Raw genomic sequence first — 16478 nt, forward strand, 5'->3', positions numbered from 1 at the left:
CAATTTTCGGCGATAATTCGCGCTTCGCGGTTTGCAATCTGGACGACGCAGTTTTCTCCCACTGCTCACGCACCGATGCAAGCCACTGGCGTTGTCTGCGTGTGAGATAGAACGGCCAGAGATCCCGCCTGTCCCCGTTGGGCTGTTGTCGAAAGCGAAAGGCCACCTCGCATCTCTTCGTCATGTGTTCCCGTCCCGCCATTGGCAATGAGGGGTTTGTGCGACCGGGACCCTCGTCAGAGTAGCCGACAGACCACGTTCGCCTTTAGTCCCGCATCGGCTATCCTTTCTGCCACGCCGGACATTTGTTATTCCTTTCGGTTCTATTGCAATAGCAGAGGCTGGTATGCTGCGGGACCTTACCGAATGCTGTGAACGACAATGAAAGCCCTGAGTCCGGCGGTAGCCAAAGTGCTGCAGCGGTTGCACTATCCGCTCGAGATAATGTTGGTGTGCGTGCGTTGGTACGTGGCCTACCCGCTGAGCTTGCGCAATCTTCAGGAGATGAGGGCCGAGCGCGGGATCGCGGTCGATCATTCGACCGTGCACCGGCGGTGCCATCAAGCTTCTGCCGGTACTTGAAAAGGCGTTCCGCCGCTGCAAGCGCCCGGTCGGCAAGAGCTGGCGGGTGGACGAGACGTACGCCAAGGTGCGTGGCCAGTGGAAATACCTTTATCGCGCTGGGGACAAGGCCGGAAAGACGGTGGATTTCCTGCTTCGAGCCCATCGTGACAAGGCTGCCGCCCGTCGCTATTTCGAGAAAGCCATCGACCAGAACGGCGAGCCGGAGACGATCACTATGGATAAGAGCGGCGCCAATCTGGATGCCCTGCACGCCATCAACGCCGAACGGGAAGCGCCCATCAAGATCCGCCAGATCAAATACCTGAACAACGTTGTCCGAACTTATCGCGACAGAGCCTTGGCGCCTACCGCCGCATGCCTCCTGTCGAACTTCGTCCGGCGTGTCAACGTGCTCTTTTCACGTGGTGAATTGCGAGGTATGAGCCATGGACCGCGATCTGGAGGAGTTCTTCATGGGCTCCGCACGACGCTCTTTCGGGGGCCTGGCGGCCAATGAGTCGGACAACAATGAGCCGGACAATTCCGCAGACATCCGCATGCTTGCGAGAGCACTCAACGAGGCCACGTACCGGTAGCTCACGTAACAGGTAGTCCTGCCTATGGCACAGGGATATGTTGACGCCTCGCGTGTAGTTGAGCGGCACGTACCGAGCGAGAGGTACTTAATTCTTCAATCAATCTTTTTTCAAACTTCGTCGGCCGCCTGCGTAAGCGCGTTTGGAAATCTGGTTGCATGGATAGCGCGTTGAACATCGCGTACACGCGGGAGCAGAAGCACCGTCACACCGTCTACGGACGCAAGACTAAGGGTATCGGCCAACTCAGTGTGCCAAGTGGTTGGTCGTATTGCCGAAGCTCGTGCAGTTCGTGTTGACGGGCCTATTCGTTGCGTAGATAGCGTACCTTGAAGAAGAGATGTGCACTTCTGGGCGGGTGGTTGAGCAACCGGGAGACAGGCCTACTGCGCCCGACCGAGTGGCACATCGAGCGTTATTTTGACCCGCTCCATCGCGACAAAGGTACGGAAGCTTCGAACGTTGCCCTCCGCGAAGAACAGCGCCCGCGTTAGGGCCGTGTACTCCGCCATGTCCCGCGTGCAGAAAATCAGGATGAAGTCGACGTCGCCGGTCACGTAATAGCACTGCTGGACTTGCTCGCAGGCATCGAACCGTGCCTTCATCGCATCGAGCAACTCTATCGCCTCACTCTCCGCGGAAACGTGAGTGATTATCGTGACCCGGGAACCGAGCGCATCGGGATTCAGTAAGCTGCGGTCCGCAGCAATAACGCCAGCACTTCTAAGCTTCTGGAGCCTTCGCGCCACGGACGGGACGGACAGGTTCACTTCATGCCCGATCTCACGATGGGGCAGCTGATTGTTCCGTTGCACGATTGCGAGGATCCGCAAATCGAAAGCGTCTAGCTCGACATCTCGAAGATTCGACATGAGAATTTTTCTCGAAACGTGGGCGCAAAAGAATAAATACTAACGGTTTACTCGCAATAAACTGTTCATGTCAAGTGCTTTCGGTCACCGCTGCTAGAGCAGCTGACGGCTGGGGACTTCGGCACCCTCCCACCCCGTTTCGTATTCCCACCGAAGATCATGAAAACCAGACAACTTTTCAACACGTTGATGGCGGTCTCAATTGGCGCATCTGCATCGGCGGCCGACGCGGACGTTACCGTCAAAATTGGCCAAGTTTCGCCTCTGACTGGCGAGCTCGCACACATCGGAAAGGATGACGAGAACGGAGTGCGGCTTGCAATCGAGGACTTGAATACCAGGAAGCTGAAAATCGCCGGCCACTCGATCACCTTCGAGCTAGATTCGCAAGATGACGCCGCCGACCCGAAGACCGCAGTGACGGTCGCGCAGAAGCTAGTAGACGACCGTGTTGCCGGCGTCGTGGGGCATGCCAACTCCGGCACATCGATTCCCGCTTCGAGGATTTACGCAGGCGCTGGAATTCCGATGATTACCGAATCGGCTACTAATCCATTGCTGACCCAGCAAGGACTCAAGTCGGTGTTTCGAATGGTCGCAAACGATGTCCGCCAAGGCTCGGTCATCGGAACTTATCTGGTACGAGACCTGAAAGCTCCCAGGGTTGCAATCGTGGACGACCGTACAGCGTACGGCCAGGGCCTCGCTGACCAGATTGAGAAGGCGGTGCAGTCCGCCGGCGGTACCGTCGTCGACCGCGAATTCGGGACCGACAAGACAACCAACTGGATGGCGGTTCTCACGACGATCAAAAATCGCAGACCTGATGCCGTTGCTTTCACGGGTGGCGACACGCAGGCGGCCGCCTTTATACAACAAATGCGTCGACTCGGAATGAAGGTCAAGTTCATTGCCGGCGACGAAGCGTGCACGCCGCAGTTCATTGCCCTCGGCGGCTCATCAATGACCAACGATATGTATTGCACACTCGCCGGCGTACCGCCTTCTCAGATGCCACAAGGCCCGGCATTCTTCAAACGGTTCGAACAAAGGTTCAAGACGCCGGTTCAGCTTTACGCTCCCTATGCATACGACGCAGTCATGACCATGGCAGCCGCTATGCAAGCAGCCAACTCTACCGACCCGAAAGTTTACCTGGCGCAATTGCGGTCGGTGAAGGTTGACGGGGTGACGGGCCCCATTCAGTTCGATGAAGCAGGTGACATCCGCAACGGTGCAATCACGGTACGGCAGTTTGACAACAACGTCTGGAACGACAAGTCGGTAGTCCGCTAACCCGAACGCGCAGTTGGGTGCGGCGGTGCCATAATGCCTGCAGCACCCCATGCGAGAAATTTTCTCGATTTGTGCCGAATTTTAGATCCCAAATAAACAAAGCATTGCAATATTATTCCTGCTGTTCCTCCGAGCCAGCACTTGGACTTTGGCAATAGAAATACGGCACATCGGATGCCTCCCTGGAGCTCTTCTCAATGTTGACTGCAAATTCCCGCGCGTCCAAAGGGCCGTACCCAGATGAACTCAAAAGCATTCTGAACATTCGGGCAGCAGACGAAAGCGGCGCCTGGCTAGCCGATTGGGACCAGATCTCTCGTTCAGCGACGCCGCTCTGGGACCTCCCGGACGCCGCGGCAGCATTGGGCGTCGCACGTATCAGCCTGAAGGACGAAGGCTTCCGCTCGCCGCTTGGCAGCTTCAAAGCGTTAGGCGCGCCCATCGCACTCGTGCGGTTGATTCTTCGGCACTGGCACACTCATAGCCTGAATCCGGCCGGCCTTCTTCGCGGGCAATATGCCGGGATGTTTTCGAACCTGACTGTTATCAGCGCCACCGATGGTAATCACGGAAAGTCATTGGCAGCCGCCGCACGCGACATCGGTTGTCGGTGTGTCATCGTCCTTCACGCCAACGTCAGCGTAGAACGGGAGCAGGCCATCGCTTTGTACGGCGCGAAGATTATTCGCATCGCGGGTAGCTACGATGAATCGGTTGAGCATGCGGCAGCACTGGCGGCCCAAAATGGTTGGCACGTTGTCTCAGACACGTCCTACGAAGGCTACGAAGCGATTCCTCGGGATGTGATGCAGGGATATGGCGTGATTGCCGCTGAAACAATACGGCAGCTCGGCAGTTCCACCCTTTCGCAACCAATCACCCACGTATTCCTGCAAGGAGGCGTCGGTGGTCTCGCAGCAGGCGTCGCGAGTTATCTCTGGGAGCACGCCGAAGCGCGGCGTCCCCGATTCGTTGTCGTCGAGCCTCAGCAGGCAGACTGTCTTTATCAAAGCGCCATCGCAGGCTACGCCACGAAAGCGACTGGCTCCGTTGATTCGGTCATGGCCGGCCTCGCCTGCGGAGAGACATCCCCCTTGGCCTGGAAAATTCTCGATCGGTGCGTCGACCATTTCATGACCATCAGTGACGATGACGCGGTGGCAGCAATGCGTTCACTTGCCGCTGGCAGCGACCGTGACGCTCCTTTAGTGGTTGGAGAGTCCGGTGCCGCGGGATTCGCGGGCCTAAGCGTGCTCATGCAAAACCCGTCCCTTGCCCAGCAGGTAGGACTTGGACCCGACTCACACGTGCTGGCCATCAATACCGAGGGTGCCACGGCGCCCGCAGTGTATCGAGACCTCGTTGGCGAGTCGGCGGAAGCCGTTCTTGCGCGCCAGAGCGAGTGGCAAAAATCGCTCGAGCACTGACATCCAATCACCGCCTCAAATCGAGGACCGCACCATGGAAATGTCCCTACAAGAGCGCCTGAAGAACTGGCGACATCAGTTCCACAAGAATCCCGAAACAGGCTTCGAAGAAGTACAGACATCGGACTACGTTGCCAGTGTTCTGAAGACACTCGGCCTCGAGGTTCATCGCAACATTGGCGGAACCGGGATGGTCGCCAACTTGAAGATTGGCAACGGGAAACGGGTTATCGGCCTTCGCGCCGAAATGGATGCGCTAAACATCACCGAGAATGCGCCCGGCAGACCTTACGCATCGTGTATTCCGGGGAAAATGCACGCATGCGGTCACGACGGACACATGGCGATGATTCTCGGCGCAGCGCAACTTCTCGCGGAGCGAAAAGACTTTGACGGCATGGTTCGCTTCATTTTCCAGCCCGCCGAAGAACACGGACGTGGCGCGAAAGCGATGATGCAAGAAGGGTTGTTCGAACGGTTTCCTGTCGACGCCATTTTCGGCGCGCACAACATGCCCGGGATGCCCGCAGGCAGCTTCGCAACACGTCCGAACGGCATTATGGCCAGCGAAGACAACTTCGTCATTCACATCAAGGCAAGAGGCACGCACGCAGCACGGCCTCATATGGGCGTCGACCCCATTGTCATTGCCTCGCAAATTGTGCTCGGTCTCCAGACGATTATTTCGCGCAATTTGGACCCAAGCCTGTCCGCAGTCATCTCGTGTACTGAGATAGTTACGGACGGTCTTAGAAACGTCATTCCTTCGAATGTCATCATCAAAGGCGACACGCGCAGCTACGCCCCAGAAGTGCAGAAGCTGCTGATGATCCGGATGAGGGAAGTCAGTGAGGGCATCTGCCGTACACACAGAGCCGAGTGCGACTTCCAGTACACGCATGAGTTCGTCCCGACCGTGAATACACCAGAGCTTGTTGATGTAGCGGTTTCAGCCGCTTCGCATGTCGTGGGCGCGGAGAATGTGGACGCCAACGTTCAGCCTATGATGATCTCGGAGGACTTCGGTGCGTTTCTGCAGGTTGTACCGGGAAATTTCATCTTCATCGGCAACGGAACGGAGCCCCAAAACGGCGGCGTTCCTCTGCACAACGCTACCTACGATTTCAACGACGACATACTGTCAGTCGGATCGCGATACTTTGCTGAGATTGCGCGACGGCAATTGCCGGCACGCTGACAGCTCGCCACGCGCGGTGGCCGCTAAACACATGTTAGCGGCCACACGTTGGGACGTGTCTCGAAGGGCCGAATCCGCAGTCGTCAAGCGCCTCTCGCTTCGAGGGGAATAGCGCCATTCGCAGGCGGTCACCGCAGGTCGCCGCCAGGGCCGCCGATAATCGTCTGGATCGCCGGCTGAGTTGTGCCGCTAAAGGCGCCTAGGAGGAACCGCCAAATTTTACCGCGATGGACCCGGCGCCTCCCACCGGGAGACACTAACGCACTCACCCAGACGTGCGGAGGTTCACCATGGAAATCGACGTTCTCGGCATTGATCTAGCGAAACAGATCTTCCAGCTCCATGGCGCTGATCGTCGCCGTCGTGTTGTGCATCGGTCGAAGGTCTCGCGCAGCTCGTTCTTCGAAGCCGTACGCGCCTTGAACCCGAAGTTGGTCGTCATGGAAGCATGCAGCACGGCCCACCACTGGGGGAGGTGTTTCCAGTCGATCGGTATCGAAGTCAGGCTGATCAGCCCGCAATATGTCGCACCGTTCGTCAAGACGAACAAGAGCGACCGCAACGATGCGGAGGCGATCGTCGAGGCTGCCAGCCGGCCCACCATGCGCTTCGTGACGATCAAATCGGTTGAGCAACAGGACATCCAGGCGGCGCACCGCATGCGCGCAATCCTGCTGCGTCACCGTACTGCGCTGATCAACCAGATACGTGGCCTGCTCGGCGAGCGCGGGCTGGCCATTTCGCGCTCACCGGAAGCCTTCAGGCGCGCGATACCGGAACTCCTACGTACGAGCGCAGACGAACTGACTTCCTTTTGCCAGACGCTGCTCACCGAACTTCTGCAGCACATGCGCGCCAGGAACGTGTTCATCTCATCGAGGCATCCACCCAGACGTTCATGAAGAAATCCGCGCTCTGCAGGAAGATCGCCAAGATCCCTGGTATTGGCCCGCTACCGCGACGGCCGTTGTCGCCGCGGTCGGGGATGCCAGGCAGTTTCGCGACGGCCGGCATCTGCCCGCCTGGCTCGGCCTCATGCCTCGACAGTATTCGTCTGGCGGCAAGCCTCGCCTGCACGGCAACAGCCGACGCGGCGACACATACCTGCGGACCTTGCTCATTCATGGTGCTCGGCCAGTTCCGCGCTATGCACCCCAAAAAAATTGATCCTCAGAGCATCTGGCTTCAAGAGCTGATGGCTCGACGCGGGCCATAACTGCGCAGAGGTCGCCCTGGCCAACAGGAATGCGCGGATCATCCAGGCGCTGCTCAGTAGCGAAGTGACCTATATGACGAGAAGCGCGGCAACATAACCTCCCAAAGCCGCCGGTAAGGAGCCCCCACCCAGGTTTGCGAAGCTTCTCAAAGCGATGACGAAATAGGTTGAACCAGCATCCTGAAGCCTGTTTTTCGTGCCGGCTGCCACTCGTGGCAAGCCGCGATGTTGCTAAGGACGGGCTGCGCGGATCTCATCAAGGCTGCGGGCGTGCTTCGGCAACCGCCCATCTGGCAAGCCGGATACATGCATGCAGACCGTTTCGGCATCACGAAAAAGAAGCTTGCAAAAGGCGGCGGGTCCACACATGCACGAAAAGGCCGACGACTGCTACCAAAAAATTGACGCTTCCTCGTCCTTGTCCTCGTCCTCATTAATCGCAATGATGATTTTCGAATTCCTCGAGCCAGCAGTACTGGATGACGCCAGAGCGGTCCACGGCGCTGTATACCTCGGAGCGACGTCTCTACTGTCTCTCAGTCATCACAGTTGGCAATCTACACGCAATTAATATTCACTTAGCGTCTTGTCACCCGCTTGAGTGTTTGCGACGGTGTTTCGCCGAAACGCGCCTTGTAGTCGTTGGAAAAGCGTCCGAGATGCGAAAACCCCCAGCTCATCGCAATGGAAGAAACGTTACGCTCGGAGCAGTCGGAAAGAATCTCACGCCGCACTGCTTCGAGCCGATGCCACTTCAGATATGCCATGGGCGCATGCCCGAAGTGTTGCCGAAAGCCACCAAACAGCTTGTAGCGCGACACACCGGCCGCGCGCTCGATGTCTTCGAGCGCAATGTCCTCACGGGCGTTGTCGTGGATGAACTGCTTCGCTCGCAATAGATAGTGCGGACATGAGGGGCCCATGGCCCCCGCGAGCGCCTGCGAGTAGTTGTGCGACTGACAGAGCAACAGCCCCTTGATCAACGCTTCCTCGAGATTTCCGACCATCTGCTCATGATTGAGCAACGGCGCGGCGTGGCCCATCTCGTTCAGCAGAAACTTGACCATGCGCCACCAGGCTGCCTGATCGCCGTCGGCGGCATTCATCTGCGGCTCGAACGTCAACGGGACACCAACCGGCCGTCGCAGAAGATCTTCAAGCACCTGACGCAGGGCCTGGCTCGGGATCGCAACGATGATCTTCCGGCAGTTTCCCATGATCGTAAGGTCCTGCCTCTCATGCGGCGACAACACGAGGCCGTTGTCCCGGTCCGATAGCCACAAACGACCATGCGCGGCCAGTTCCTGCTGCCCGGTAAGCGGCAGACTCAGGCTATAGCAGTTGAGCGGCGCCTCGTTATGTATGGAAACGGTGACATCGGTGCCGTATTCCACGTACCCCAACGAGCTCGCCATCGACCGCAACACCGTGCCCGAATGGTGGAACTGCAGTTTCTTCGGGCTCCGTACCTGCAACCGATGCGGTCCGCAGATCGACGCCATCCATTCCTGCGCGCCTTCGAGGTCGTGACGCAGCGCGTCAATACCTTGGCTGTCGTTGAGAGCAGGCGCGTACATGGCGTGTCACTGAGGGCTGATGGTCACTCGATAGTAACCCCCCCCGGGCGCGGAAAAGAATACAAAAAGACCCTGAATGGGTGCTGCGCCGCCACCTCAAGGGACCTGCTGCGCGCCGTTGCTATCCGCGAATTTGGTAGTAGAGTCGGTGGTCGCCTACGCCTTCGCGCGCAAGCCATGCCCTGATAGCGTCCACCATCGGAGGCGGACCGCACACGTACATGTCGAAGGGGTTTGATTCGATCATCCCGCGGTCGAAATGCTCCGGAATGAGGCCAGTCCTTCCCTGCCACCCGTCAGAAGGTTTCGTCACCACGATGTCGCACGCGAAGTTTGCGATGCGTTGTGCGTAAGAGCCCAAACGATCGAGTTCGCACAGGTCGCGCGCGTTCGTCACACCATAGTAGAGATGCACCTTCTGGTCGCCCCCTTGTGAGCGAGATCATCAAGCATCCCGAGAAATGCGGACAGGCCAGTTCCGCCCGCCACCATCACGAGCGGCCGCCCCCACCTGCCGAAGATAGAACGTGCCGAGCGGTGCCTCGAGATCAATCGTCTGCCCTGGCCTGCAGCGTTCGCGCATGTAGTTGCTCATCGCTCCGTCGGGCAGCAGACGAATGAGGAACTGCAACTGGTTGTCGTCGGCGGGCGGGCCGGCTGGCGAACGAATATGAACGCCACACGTCCGTGCCCGGCACCTTCAGGCGGGCGTACTGCCCCGGCAGAAAATCAAGGCGTCCAGCGTGAGCGCCTGCGTCCAGATCCAGGATCGCCGTCGTTTCGGATACCTGCCTGATGCCGGAAACCTGGCCCGTGAGCACCCGCTTCCCCCCCGCGCCGCATAGGCTCGAATCGAAGTCGAAGTAGAACGAGGCGTCGGACTGCACGCGCGTCTGACAGGACAAGATCTTACGCACGGCAAGATCGTCCGGAGACAGTGCTTCTTCACCGACATAATCCTGCGTGTAGCTGCCCGACTCGCAGCGTCCCTGGCAGGTCCCGCACACACCTTCGCGGCAGTCGAGTGGAATGTTCACGCCGCTGCGGAGGGCGGCGTCGAGGAGGATTTCGCCTGAACGGACGTCGAAGAACACCGTTTTGCCGTCGGCAAAACTGAACGCGACCTTATGGATCATTGTGCGCACTCCCGCCTGCAGATGATAGAAGTCGAGCACGGCGTTGATCGTGTCGTTCAGCAGCAGCACGTGCTTGCGTGCGATCTTCCAGCTACCGCCCGCAGGCTGCAGCTGGTAGGTAGCGCGCCCGAAGAAGTGTTCAGCCACGCCGTGCCGCGCGTAAAAGGTCGCCCAGTTGGCCTTCACTTCCAGTTCCCCGTGCTCACATTCGGCGATACGCACGTTGGTGATCTGATGCAGGTGTACGTGGCAGCGGCGTGGAGGCCGCAGACTTGCCAGTGCGCAGCCGAAACACACGGTCCTCGAGCCCCGTTCGGTTCGCGTAGTAGATCAGCGACATGCTGCGCCTCGGGTCGGTCGTGTACACGTGCTCGGAGTCCCATTGAGGCACGTGAAATGTGCTGTTTTCGTCGAAGAGCTCGAGGTACTCGTCCCAACTCTGCGCATCGCAAAGCTCGGCCTCGCGATACAGAAATTGCTCGACCGATTGCTGTAGCGTTTGCGTGACGGCCATGATTCATGGCTTCCTTCCCGACGTTCGATTGTTGTGCGAGGCCCCTCATGAGAAACGCCTGCCAGGCGCCATGCTGATTGACGTAAAGCCCCTCCTGCGTCAGCTCCGTGCCGCAGAGCACAGGCGCAATGCCGAGCAAGCGCGTATTCGCCGTTTCACCTGACACCCACTTGTGGTAGCCGCGCGAGATGTCGCTCCGGCGCTCGAGGCGCGCCTGGAAGCCCCGCTGCTGCTCACGGAATTCCACGAGATCGTCCGGCGCGCCCATTCCCGAGACATTGAAAAAATCTTCGAACTGACGAATGCGGTTTTCGCGATCCTGATCCGATTCGCCTTTTATGCCAATGCACTGGCTGATGACTTCCGTCTTGTTCCAGGCGACTGGACGCACGATGCGCAACTGAGAGCTGATCTGATCCATGAAAACGAGGCTCGGATAGACGTTCAGGTTGCGCAGCCGATGCATCATCCACTCGGCTTTCTGCTGGCCGTATACCTCGACGAGGCGCGGCATGACGGTGGCATCTTCCTCGCCGTCCGGATGCCAGAGACGGTCGGCCGCTCGTATCGAGCACGCTCCGCAATAACGCCAAGGTGCGCGAAGGGGACACCGTCGCGGCGAGCATGTCAGGCATGAACGCGTGCGGCGCAGTGAAAGCGTTTGGTGTCGCAACGCCGAAGTAATTGACTTCCATTTCGGCCCGCACATCGTCAGTATTCTGCACCGCGATAAACGACCGCAGGCGGTTCATGCGCGCACATTGTTGACAGGCAACGCGAGACCCGAGGCGGAACGCGCAGCGTAGCCACACCCTCCCCCCCGGTCACATCGAGCGCAACGGGAATCACGCGCTCAAACTACGGCGACGATCTCGTGCTCGAACACGAGCGACTGCTCACGCGAGTGAGAAGTCGGCTGGCAAGGTCACTTCGAGCAGTTCCAAATCGGCGCTGCAGTGCTTAAACGCATAGGGAAGCATGCCGGGGATCGCAATGCTGTCGTCTGCTCGAAGATGCCATTGGTCGTCGCCTTGCACGACATCGAGAGTTCCTGCGAGCACGAAGAAAAAGCAGAACTCCGTATCGTGCATGCGCGAAACGACCTTGCCCTCGCCTTGCGGGCGCACCACGCGCACGCCCGCGAGGCCGTTCGTTGCCGCACCGATACCCGTGTCCGTTACGACGAAACCCGGCGATTTCCACGGACTCCACGTGCCGTTCTTTGCGACATGCCGAACAAAGCGCTGACCGTTGAAATCGTGGGCGGGATCATAGACAGCCGAAGGAAGCGCCATATCGTGGTCGGCCATCGTGATATGTTCGGCCGGACTACCGATTTCGATCACCTCTGCCCCGGCCGAACTTTCCAGCACGCGGTGCCGGATCTCCGGCGGCTGAAGCACGCAATCGCCCGCTTCCAGAATGAACGGATCGCCTTGCCCCTCGTAGACGACCCGAACCCAGCCCTTGCGGCAGAAAATCGTCTGAAAACGGATCTTGTGGAAGTGCACGTAATCGGGAACGGGGCCGCCACCGAGGATCCGAATATGTGATGCGATAAACGCACCTCCGTGCCGGTTTGGCAGCAGGTCGCGGTAACGCAGGCCCGCACGACCGACGGTCCACGGTGCCCCATCCTGCGCACGAGACAACACGAGTTCCTGTCTGTTGACAGGCTGCTTCATGCGAGGCTCGGCCGGGACGAGCCTGACCTCGACGCCGTTCGGCGCGGTCAGTGTTCGCGTATCGTCGCCGAGTTGAAACTCGTCGTCGCACAGCACGTCGAGCTTCGTCACCCCGCCGACGAGGTCTACACTGAGGCGCAACCTGATATTGCAGCCCGACAGGATCGCCGTGCGAGGACTGTCAGCGGGAAAAATGGCATCGATGCGGAAGCCGAGATGTTCGATAAAGAACTGCGTCGTCGCGGCCAGATCGGTACACGACATCGGGACGAGAAAGCCGCGAATACCGGTCAGCGGAGCGGGAAGAAACGATGGACTGGTCATGATCATGATCCTGAGCTGAAGAGCGGGGTTTCACAAATGCAGCGGTGCAGCAACTGGCATCCGGGGCGGCCCCGTCAGGACGCACGACACGCCTTCTGCGCGCGGCGCATTTGACCGCACTACATGCGGCGCTTTCGCTTTCATCGCGGCAGCCGCGCAGCGAGACGTTCGATGCCCGCCACCGTCGTGCACGCACCGGGCGACAGACGCAACGTGCGGCCGCGCGAGTCGACCAGGATATGCTGCGAAGCGAGCTTCGCCACGACCTCCTGAGGATCCAGATGTGCGGGCGTCCGCACCATGACACTGCCACCGCGAGATGCATCGTCGCGTGGCGACAACAGCGCGTAGCCGAGACCGTCGGTGATTTCGACAAGTTGATGGCACAACGACAGGTTCTGCGCGCGCAGCTTGCCCGGCGGCTGCGCAAGCAGCCAGTCGAAGCCCGGCTTCGATGCGACGAACGGCAGCAGCGACGGTGTGCCCGTGTCGAACCGGCGTGCGTCGGGCGCATACGAAAACGCATCGAGGTTCCAGTTGAACGGGTCGGCCTGACTGAACCAGCCGCGCACGCAAGGTGTGACGGCGGACGTCAGCAGATGCGGCGCGACATACCCAAGACCCGATCCCGGCGCGCCGCACAGCCATTTGAGCGTGGAGCCGCAGACGAAATCGAACGGTATCTCACGCAGATTGAACGGCAGGATGCCCGCGCCCTGCGTGATGTCGACCGCGACAAGGCTGCCCGTGGTTCGCGCGTGCGCAGCGAGCGCGGCCAGATCGACGCGTTTGGACGTCAGCGACGATACCCACGTGATCAGCGCAAGCCCAACATGCGCATCCCACGCCGCGACGAAGTCCTCGTCGCGAACGTAGGCTTCACCGGCGCGCACCGGCACCGTTTTCAACGTGAAGCCGCGCCGTGCCGCAACACCGTTCAACAGGAAGTGCAGGCTCGGAAAACAGTCGGCGGCAATCAGCACCGTGCGTGCGCGCAAGGCCGCATCGTCGAGACCGTCGATGAAACGTGCGAAGACGTCGGTGACATTTTGCGCGCCGAATACGTGCGCGGCGTCTGCGCCGATCAGCGTCGCCCAGTTCGACAGCAGCGCGTCACGCGCACCGAGCCCGACGCTCCAGCGTCGTTCGTCGGGTGCATACCAGTCGGATGTGAAGCGTGCGAGCGCCGCCGTCACGGCCTCCCGTTGGCCGGGGAATACACCAACCGAGTGGTACATCATCCAGCCACTGAAGTCACTGTCCTGCGCGGTAGAAAATAAAGTCATGTCAGCGCTTCGCTTCGAACTAGATGTGTTTGACGATGAACCGATGATAGATGCCGATGCATACGAGGCTGAGCACGGCGCAGCCCATCAGATAGATGCTCGGCGATACGGGATCATGCGTCCAGCCGATCATGGCCGTCACGAGCCACGGCGTGAATCCTCCAAACACCATGACGCCGATGTTATAGCTGAAGCCGAGTCCCGTGCTGCGCAGCGAGGCGGGAAAGAGCGACGACAGCACCGCTGCGAGCGGACCGAAGTAGATTGCCTTCAACACGCCCGCCAGCATCATTATCGACATCAGCACTGACAGAGAGGGCGCCGCCAGTAGCCATCGGAAGCAGGGATAGATGGTCAGCAGCGTGAGAAGCGCGGAGACCGTCATCATCCGGCTGCGTCCATATTTGTCGGCGAGATGCCCCATGAACGGCGTTAACACCATCAGGATCGCGCCCGTCAGCACCGTCGCCGCAAAACCCGTCGACGCTGGCAGATGCAACTGCTTCACGGCATACGTCGGCATAAAGAGAATCATCAGATAACTGGCCGCCGTGGACACCGCCATGATGCCTGCCGCAAGCAGGACGCGCCCCTTGTGACTCACGAGCAGATCTCGAATGGGCGCTGCATGTTTCGCCGCTGAAGGCTGCAGCGTGTCGTCAATGTGACGGCGAATATAGAGACCGACGGGCGCTACCAAAAGGCCGAAAGCAAATGGAACGCGCCATCCCCACGCTTCGATCTGATCCGTCGAAAGCTGGCTGCTGAGTGCGAGGCCCGCGAACGAAGCAAGCACTGTGGCCATACCCTGGCTCGAAAACTGCCAACTTCCAAGGAAAGACTTTCGTGTGGACTTCTGTTCGATCATCAGCGCGGTGCCGCTGCCGAACTCGCCGCCTGTCGAAAAGGAGATCAGCACGCGCGCCAGCATGAGGCCAATGGGCGCGCCCAGGCCGATGCTTGCGTAGGTCGGAATCAGCGCACAGATCAGCGTGCCGAGCGTGGTGAGCCAAAGCGATGCGAGCAGTCCCGCCTTGCGGCCGTGCCGGTCCGCATAGCGTCCGAGAACCAGCGCGCCGAGCGGACGGAAAATATACGAAAGCCCGAACGTGCCGAAGGTCAGCAGCAGCGACACCGTTTCGTCATGCGCGGGGAAAAAGAGCTTCGACAGCGTGACGGCGAAGAAGCCATACGCTGCGAAGTCAAACCATTCGAGCGCGTTGCCGACGCTGCTCGCGACGATAAGGCGCTTCAGTGGCCGGTTGTCCTGGCGCACAGCACGTCCTTCAGTAGCAACAGATTGCATGATCTTGAGACCCGGAAGAAAGACTGCTTGAGAGTGGGACTACTGCCATTAGCGCTTCGTCGAAGCCCGGAGCGTCTCGCGAACCGTGTGCCCCGATTCCCCCATATCCCAGAACAGGCCGGCCATGATTTGCAGCGACTCGTGCGCAACACTCCCCAGCAGATGTTCATCGGGAGCGTGCTGGCGGCAGTTCGGATAAGAGTGCGGGATCCAGACAGTCGCGAGACCCAGCGTCGTCGCGAAGCACTCGTTAGGGATCGTGCCGCCGAGATTCGGCAGGATGGTCACCGGCTTGCCAGAGGTTGCTGCAATCGAGGCTTCCGCCCACTTCGACCACGGATGATCAGGATCGAGCCGCGTCGCGCTGCCCGACGCTTCGATCGTCACGTCGACGTTCTCGAAACCTTCGCGGCGCAAATGCGCGATCAGCAATTCGCGCGCGTTCAACCAATCCGTGCCGACCACGAAGCGCAACTGGCACACCGCTTCCGCGCTGCCCGGAATCGCGCTGACTGGCCGGCCGACGTTGCCTGCCTGCATCGCCAGCACTTCCAGCGTGTTCCATGCGTACACCCGCTCCGCATCACTAAGACCGGGTTCGCCCCACCCCTGTGACAACGGCGGATCGCCTTCGTCGGCACCCACTTCGAGACTCGCGACGAGCTCGCGCACGCGCGGCGGAATCGGCGGCGGCAACAGGCCGTTGACGCGAATCCGGCCACTGCCATCAACAAGGCTCGCAAGCGCATTCGCCAGCACGGTCGCGGGATTAGCCAGCACGCCGCCCCAGTTGCCCGAGTGACGCGCGCCAAATGCATTCGACACGCGCAGCCGGAAATGCAATGCGCCTCGCGACCCAAGAAACATCGTCGGTGCAGCAGCGCGTTGTCGCGGTCCGTCGGAGGCGATGAGCAGATCGGCAGCCAGCCGGTCCGCATACCGCGCGCATACCGCGTCGAGTCCCGGCGACCCGACTTCTTCCCCCATTTCGATGATCACCTTCGCGTTGAAGCCAAGCCTGCCGCGCGTGGCAAGTACCGACGCAAGAGCCGCCAGATTGATCGAATGTTGCCCCTTGTTGTCTGCCGTGCCGCGGCCGTACCAGCTGTCCCCGTCTGTGCACAGCTCCCACGGGGAACGCGCGTCTGTCCAGTTGGCTGCGTCGCCGTTGACTACGTCGCCGTGACCGTAGATCAGCACCGTGGGCAGTCCGACCGCTTCCACGCGCTCGCCGATCAGCATCGGCGGCATGCCTGCTTCAGGGTTTTCCACGATGTCGCACGTGAATCCCATAGCGCCTAGCGCGGGAGCGATCTCGTCGGACAAATAGCCAGTCAGCGCAGCCTGTGCATCCGGGTTCTGGCTCTCCGTGCGAAGGCCGACGCGACGGCGCAATACCGCTTGGAACGCTCCGCTTTCGAAGTGACGGGAGACGTGCGAGATGGCTTCTGAGCGGCTCATGTTCTGGAATCAAAGAATCG

12 protein-coding genes and 4 pseudogenes are annotated in these 16478 nt (G+C 59.9%); 5 read left to right on the forward strand and 11 right to left on the reverse strand.

Annotation, left to right across the window (positions count from 1 at the left end):
• Nucleotides 1–381: 381 nt before the first annotated feature.
• Nucleotides 382–901 (forward strand): annotated as a pseudogene (locus tag AB4Y44_RS36595) (IS6 family transposase); the annotation flags it as partial.
• Between the two features lie 642 nt (nucleotides 902–1543).
• Here AB4Y44_RS36595 and AB4Y44_RS36600 read toward each other — a convergent pair.
• Nucleotides 1544–2032: an Lrp/AsnC family transcriptional regulator gene (locus tag AB4Y44_RS36600; protein WP_368661878.1), complete on the reverse strand. Its 489-nt coding sequence runs from the start codon at nucleotides 2030–2032 to the stop codon at nucleotides 1544–1546.
• 159 nt (nucleotides 2033–2191) lie between these two features.
• Here AB4Y44_RS36600 and AB4Y44_RS36605 point away from each other — a divergent pair, with 159 nt between their 5' ends.
• The 4 genes and pseudogenes from AB4Y44_RS36605 (at nucleotide 2192) to AB4Y44_RS36620 (ending at nucleotide 7266) form a co-directional block, all read left to right on the forward strand.
• Nucleotides 2192–3328 carry a branched-chain amino acid ABC transporter substrate-binding protein gene (locus AB4Y44_RS36605; protein WP_342950017.1) on the forward strand — a complete coding sequence of 379 codons (1137 nt, stop codon included), beginning with the start codon at nucleotides 2192–2194 and terminating at the stop codon, nucleotides 3326–3328.
• Between the two features lie 197 nt (nucleotides 3329–3525).
• Nucleotides 3526–4755: a diaminopropionate ammonia-lyase gene (locus AB4Y44_RS36610; protein WP_368661879.1), complete on the forward strand. Its 1230-nt coding sequence runs from the start codon at nucleotides 3526–3528 to the stop codon at nucleotides 4753–4755.
• Nucleotides 4756–4789: 34 nt separating this feature from the next.
• Nucleotides 4790–5953 (forward strand): M20 aminoacylase family protein, encoded by a 1164-nt coding sequence (locus AB4Y44_RS36615; RefSeq protein WP_368661880.1) that lies wholly within the window; start codon nucleotides 4790–4792, stop codon nucleotides 5951–5953.
• A 290-nt stretch (nucleotides 5954–6243) separates the two neighbouring features.
• Nucleotides 6244–7266 (forward strand): annotated as a pseudogene (locus tag AB4Y44_RS36620) (IS110 family transposase).
• Nucleotides 7267–7747: 481 nt separating this feature from the next.
• On the opposite strand, the gene AB4Y44_RS36625 reads toward AB4Y44_RS36620, so the two are convergent.
• The 10 genes and pseudogenes from AB4Y44_RS36625 to AB4Y44_RS36670 form a co-directional block, all read right to left on the reverse strand.
• Complete coding sequence (locus tag AB4Y44_RS36625; RefSeq protein ID WP_342950019.1) at nucleotides 7748–8746, reverse strand: AraC family transcriptional regulator; 999 nt, start codon at nucleotides 8744–8746, stop codon at nucleotides 7748–7750.
• A 121-nt stretch (nucleotides 8747–8867) separates the two neighbouring features.
• A complete protein-coding gene (locus AB4Y44_RS36630; RefSeq protein ID WP_368661881.1) occupies nucleotides 8868–9161 on the reverse strand; it encodes a hypothetical protein in 294 nt (97 codons plus the stop codon).
• 30 nt (nucleotides 9162–9191) lie between these two features.
• On the reverse strand, nucleotides 9192–9341 hold the full coding sequence (locus tag AB4Y44_RS36635; protein WP_368661882.1) for a hypothetical protein: 150 nt from the start codon (nucleotides 9339–9341) through the stop codon (nucleotides 9192–9194).
• Nucleotides 9295–9882 (reverse strand): 2Fe-2S iron-sulfur cluster-binding protein, encoded by a 588-nt coding sequence (locus AB4Y44_RS36640; protein ID WP_368661896.1) that lies wholly within the window; start codon nucleotides 9880–9882, stop codon nucleotides 9295–9297. The genes AB4Y44_RS36635 and AB4Y44_RS36640 overlap by 47 nt, the downstream gene beginning before the upstream one ends.
• Nucleotides 9883–9900: 18 nt before the next feature.
• Nucleotides 9901–10396 (reverse strand): annotated as a pseudogene (antB, locus tag AB4Y44_RS36645) (anthranilate 1,2-dioxygenase small subunit); the annotation flags it as partial.
• Between the two features lie 7 nt (nucleotides 10397–10403).
• Nucleotides 10404–10916, reverse strand: a pseudogene (locus AB4Y44_RS36650) (anthranilate 1,2-dioxygenase large subunit); the annotation flags it as partial.
• A gap of 376 nt (nucleotides 10917–11292) precedes the next feature.
• Nucleotides 11293–12405 carry a cupin domain-containing protein gene (locus AB4Y44_RS36655; protein WP_368661883.1) on the reverse strand — a complete coding sequence of 371 codons (1113 nt, stop codon included), beginning with the start codon at nucleotides 12403–12405 and terminating at the stop codon, nucleotides 11293–11295.
• 140 nt (nucleotides 12406–12545) lie between these two features.
• Nucleotides 12546–13691, reverse strand: coding sequence for an aminotransferase class V-fold PLP-dependent enzyme (locus AB4Y44_RS36660; protein WP_368661884.1), 1146 nt, complete (start codon nucleotides 13689–13691; stop codon nucleotides 12546–12548).
• Nucleotides 13692–13710: 19 nt separating this feature from the next.
• Nucleotides 13711–14997 carry an MFS transporter gene (locus tag AB4Y44_RS36665; protein ID WP_342922293.1) on the reverse strand — a complete coding sequence of 429 codons (1287 nt, stop codon included), beginning with the start codon at nucleotides 14995–14997 and terminating at the stop codon, nucleotides 13711–13713.
• Nucleotides 14998–15045: 48 nt separating this feature from the next.
• A complete protein-coding gene (locus tag AB4Y44_RS36670; protein WP_368661885.1) occupies nucleotides 15046–16458 on the reverse strand; it encodes a M20 family metallopeptidase in 1413 nt (470 codons plus the stop codon).
• Nucleotides 16459–16478: the final 20 nt, after the last annotated feature.

It is taken from the genome of Paraburkholderia sp. BR10937 (assembly GCF_040965695.1).
Lineage (GTDB): Bacteria > Pseudomonadota > Gammaproteobacteria > Burkholderiales > Burkholderiaceae > Paraburkholderia.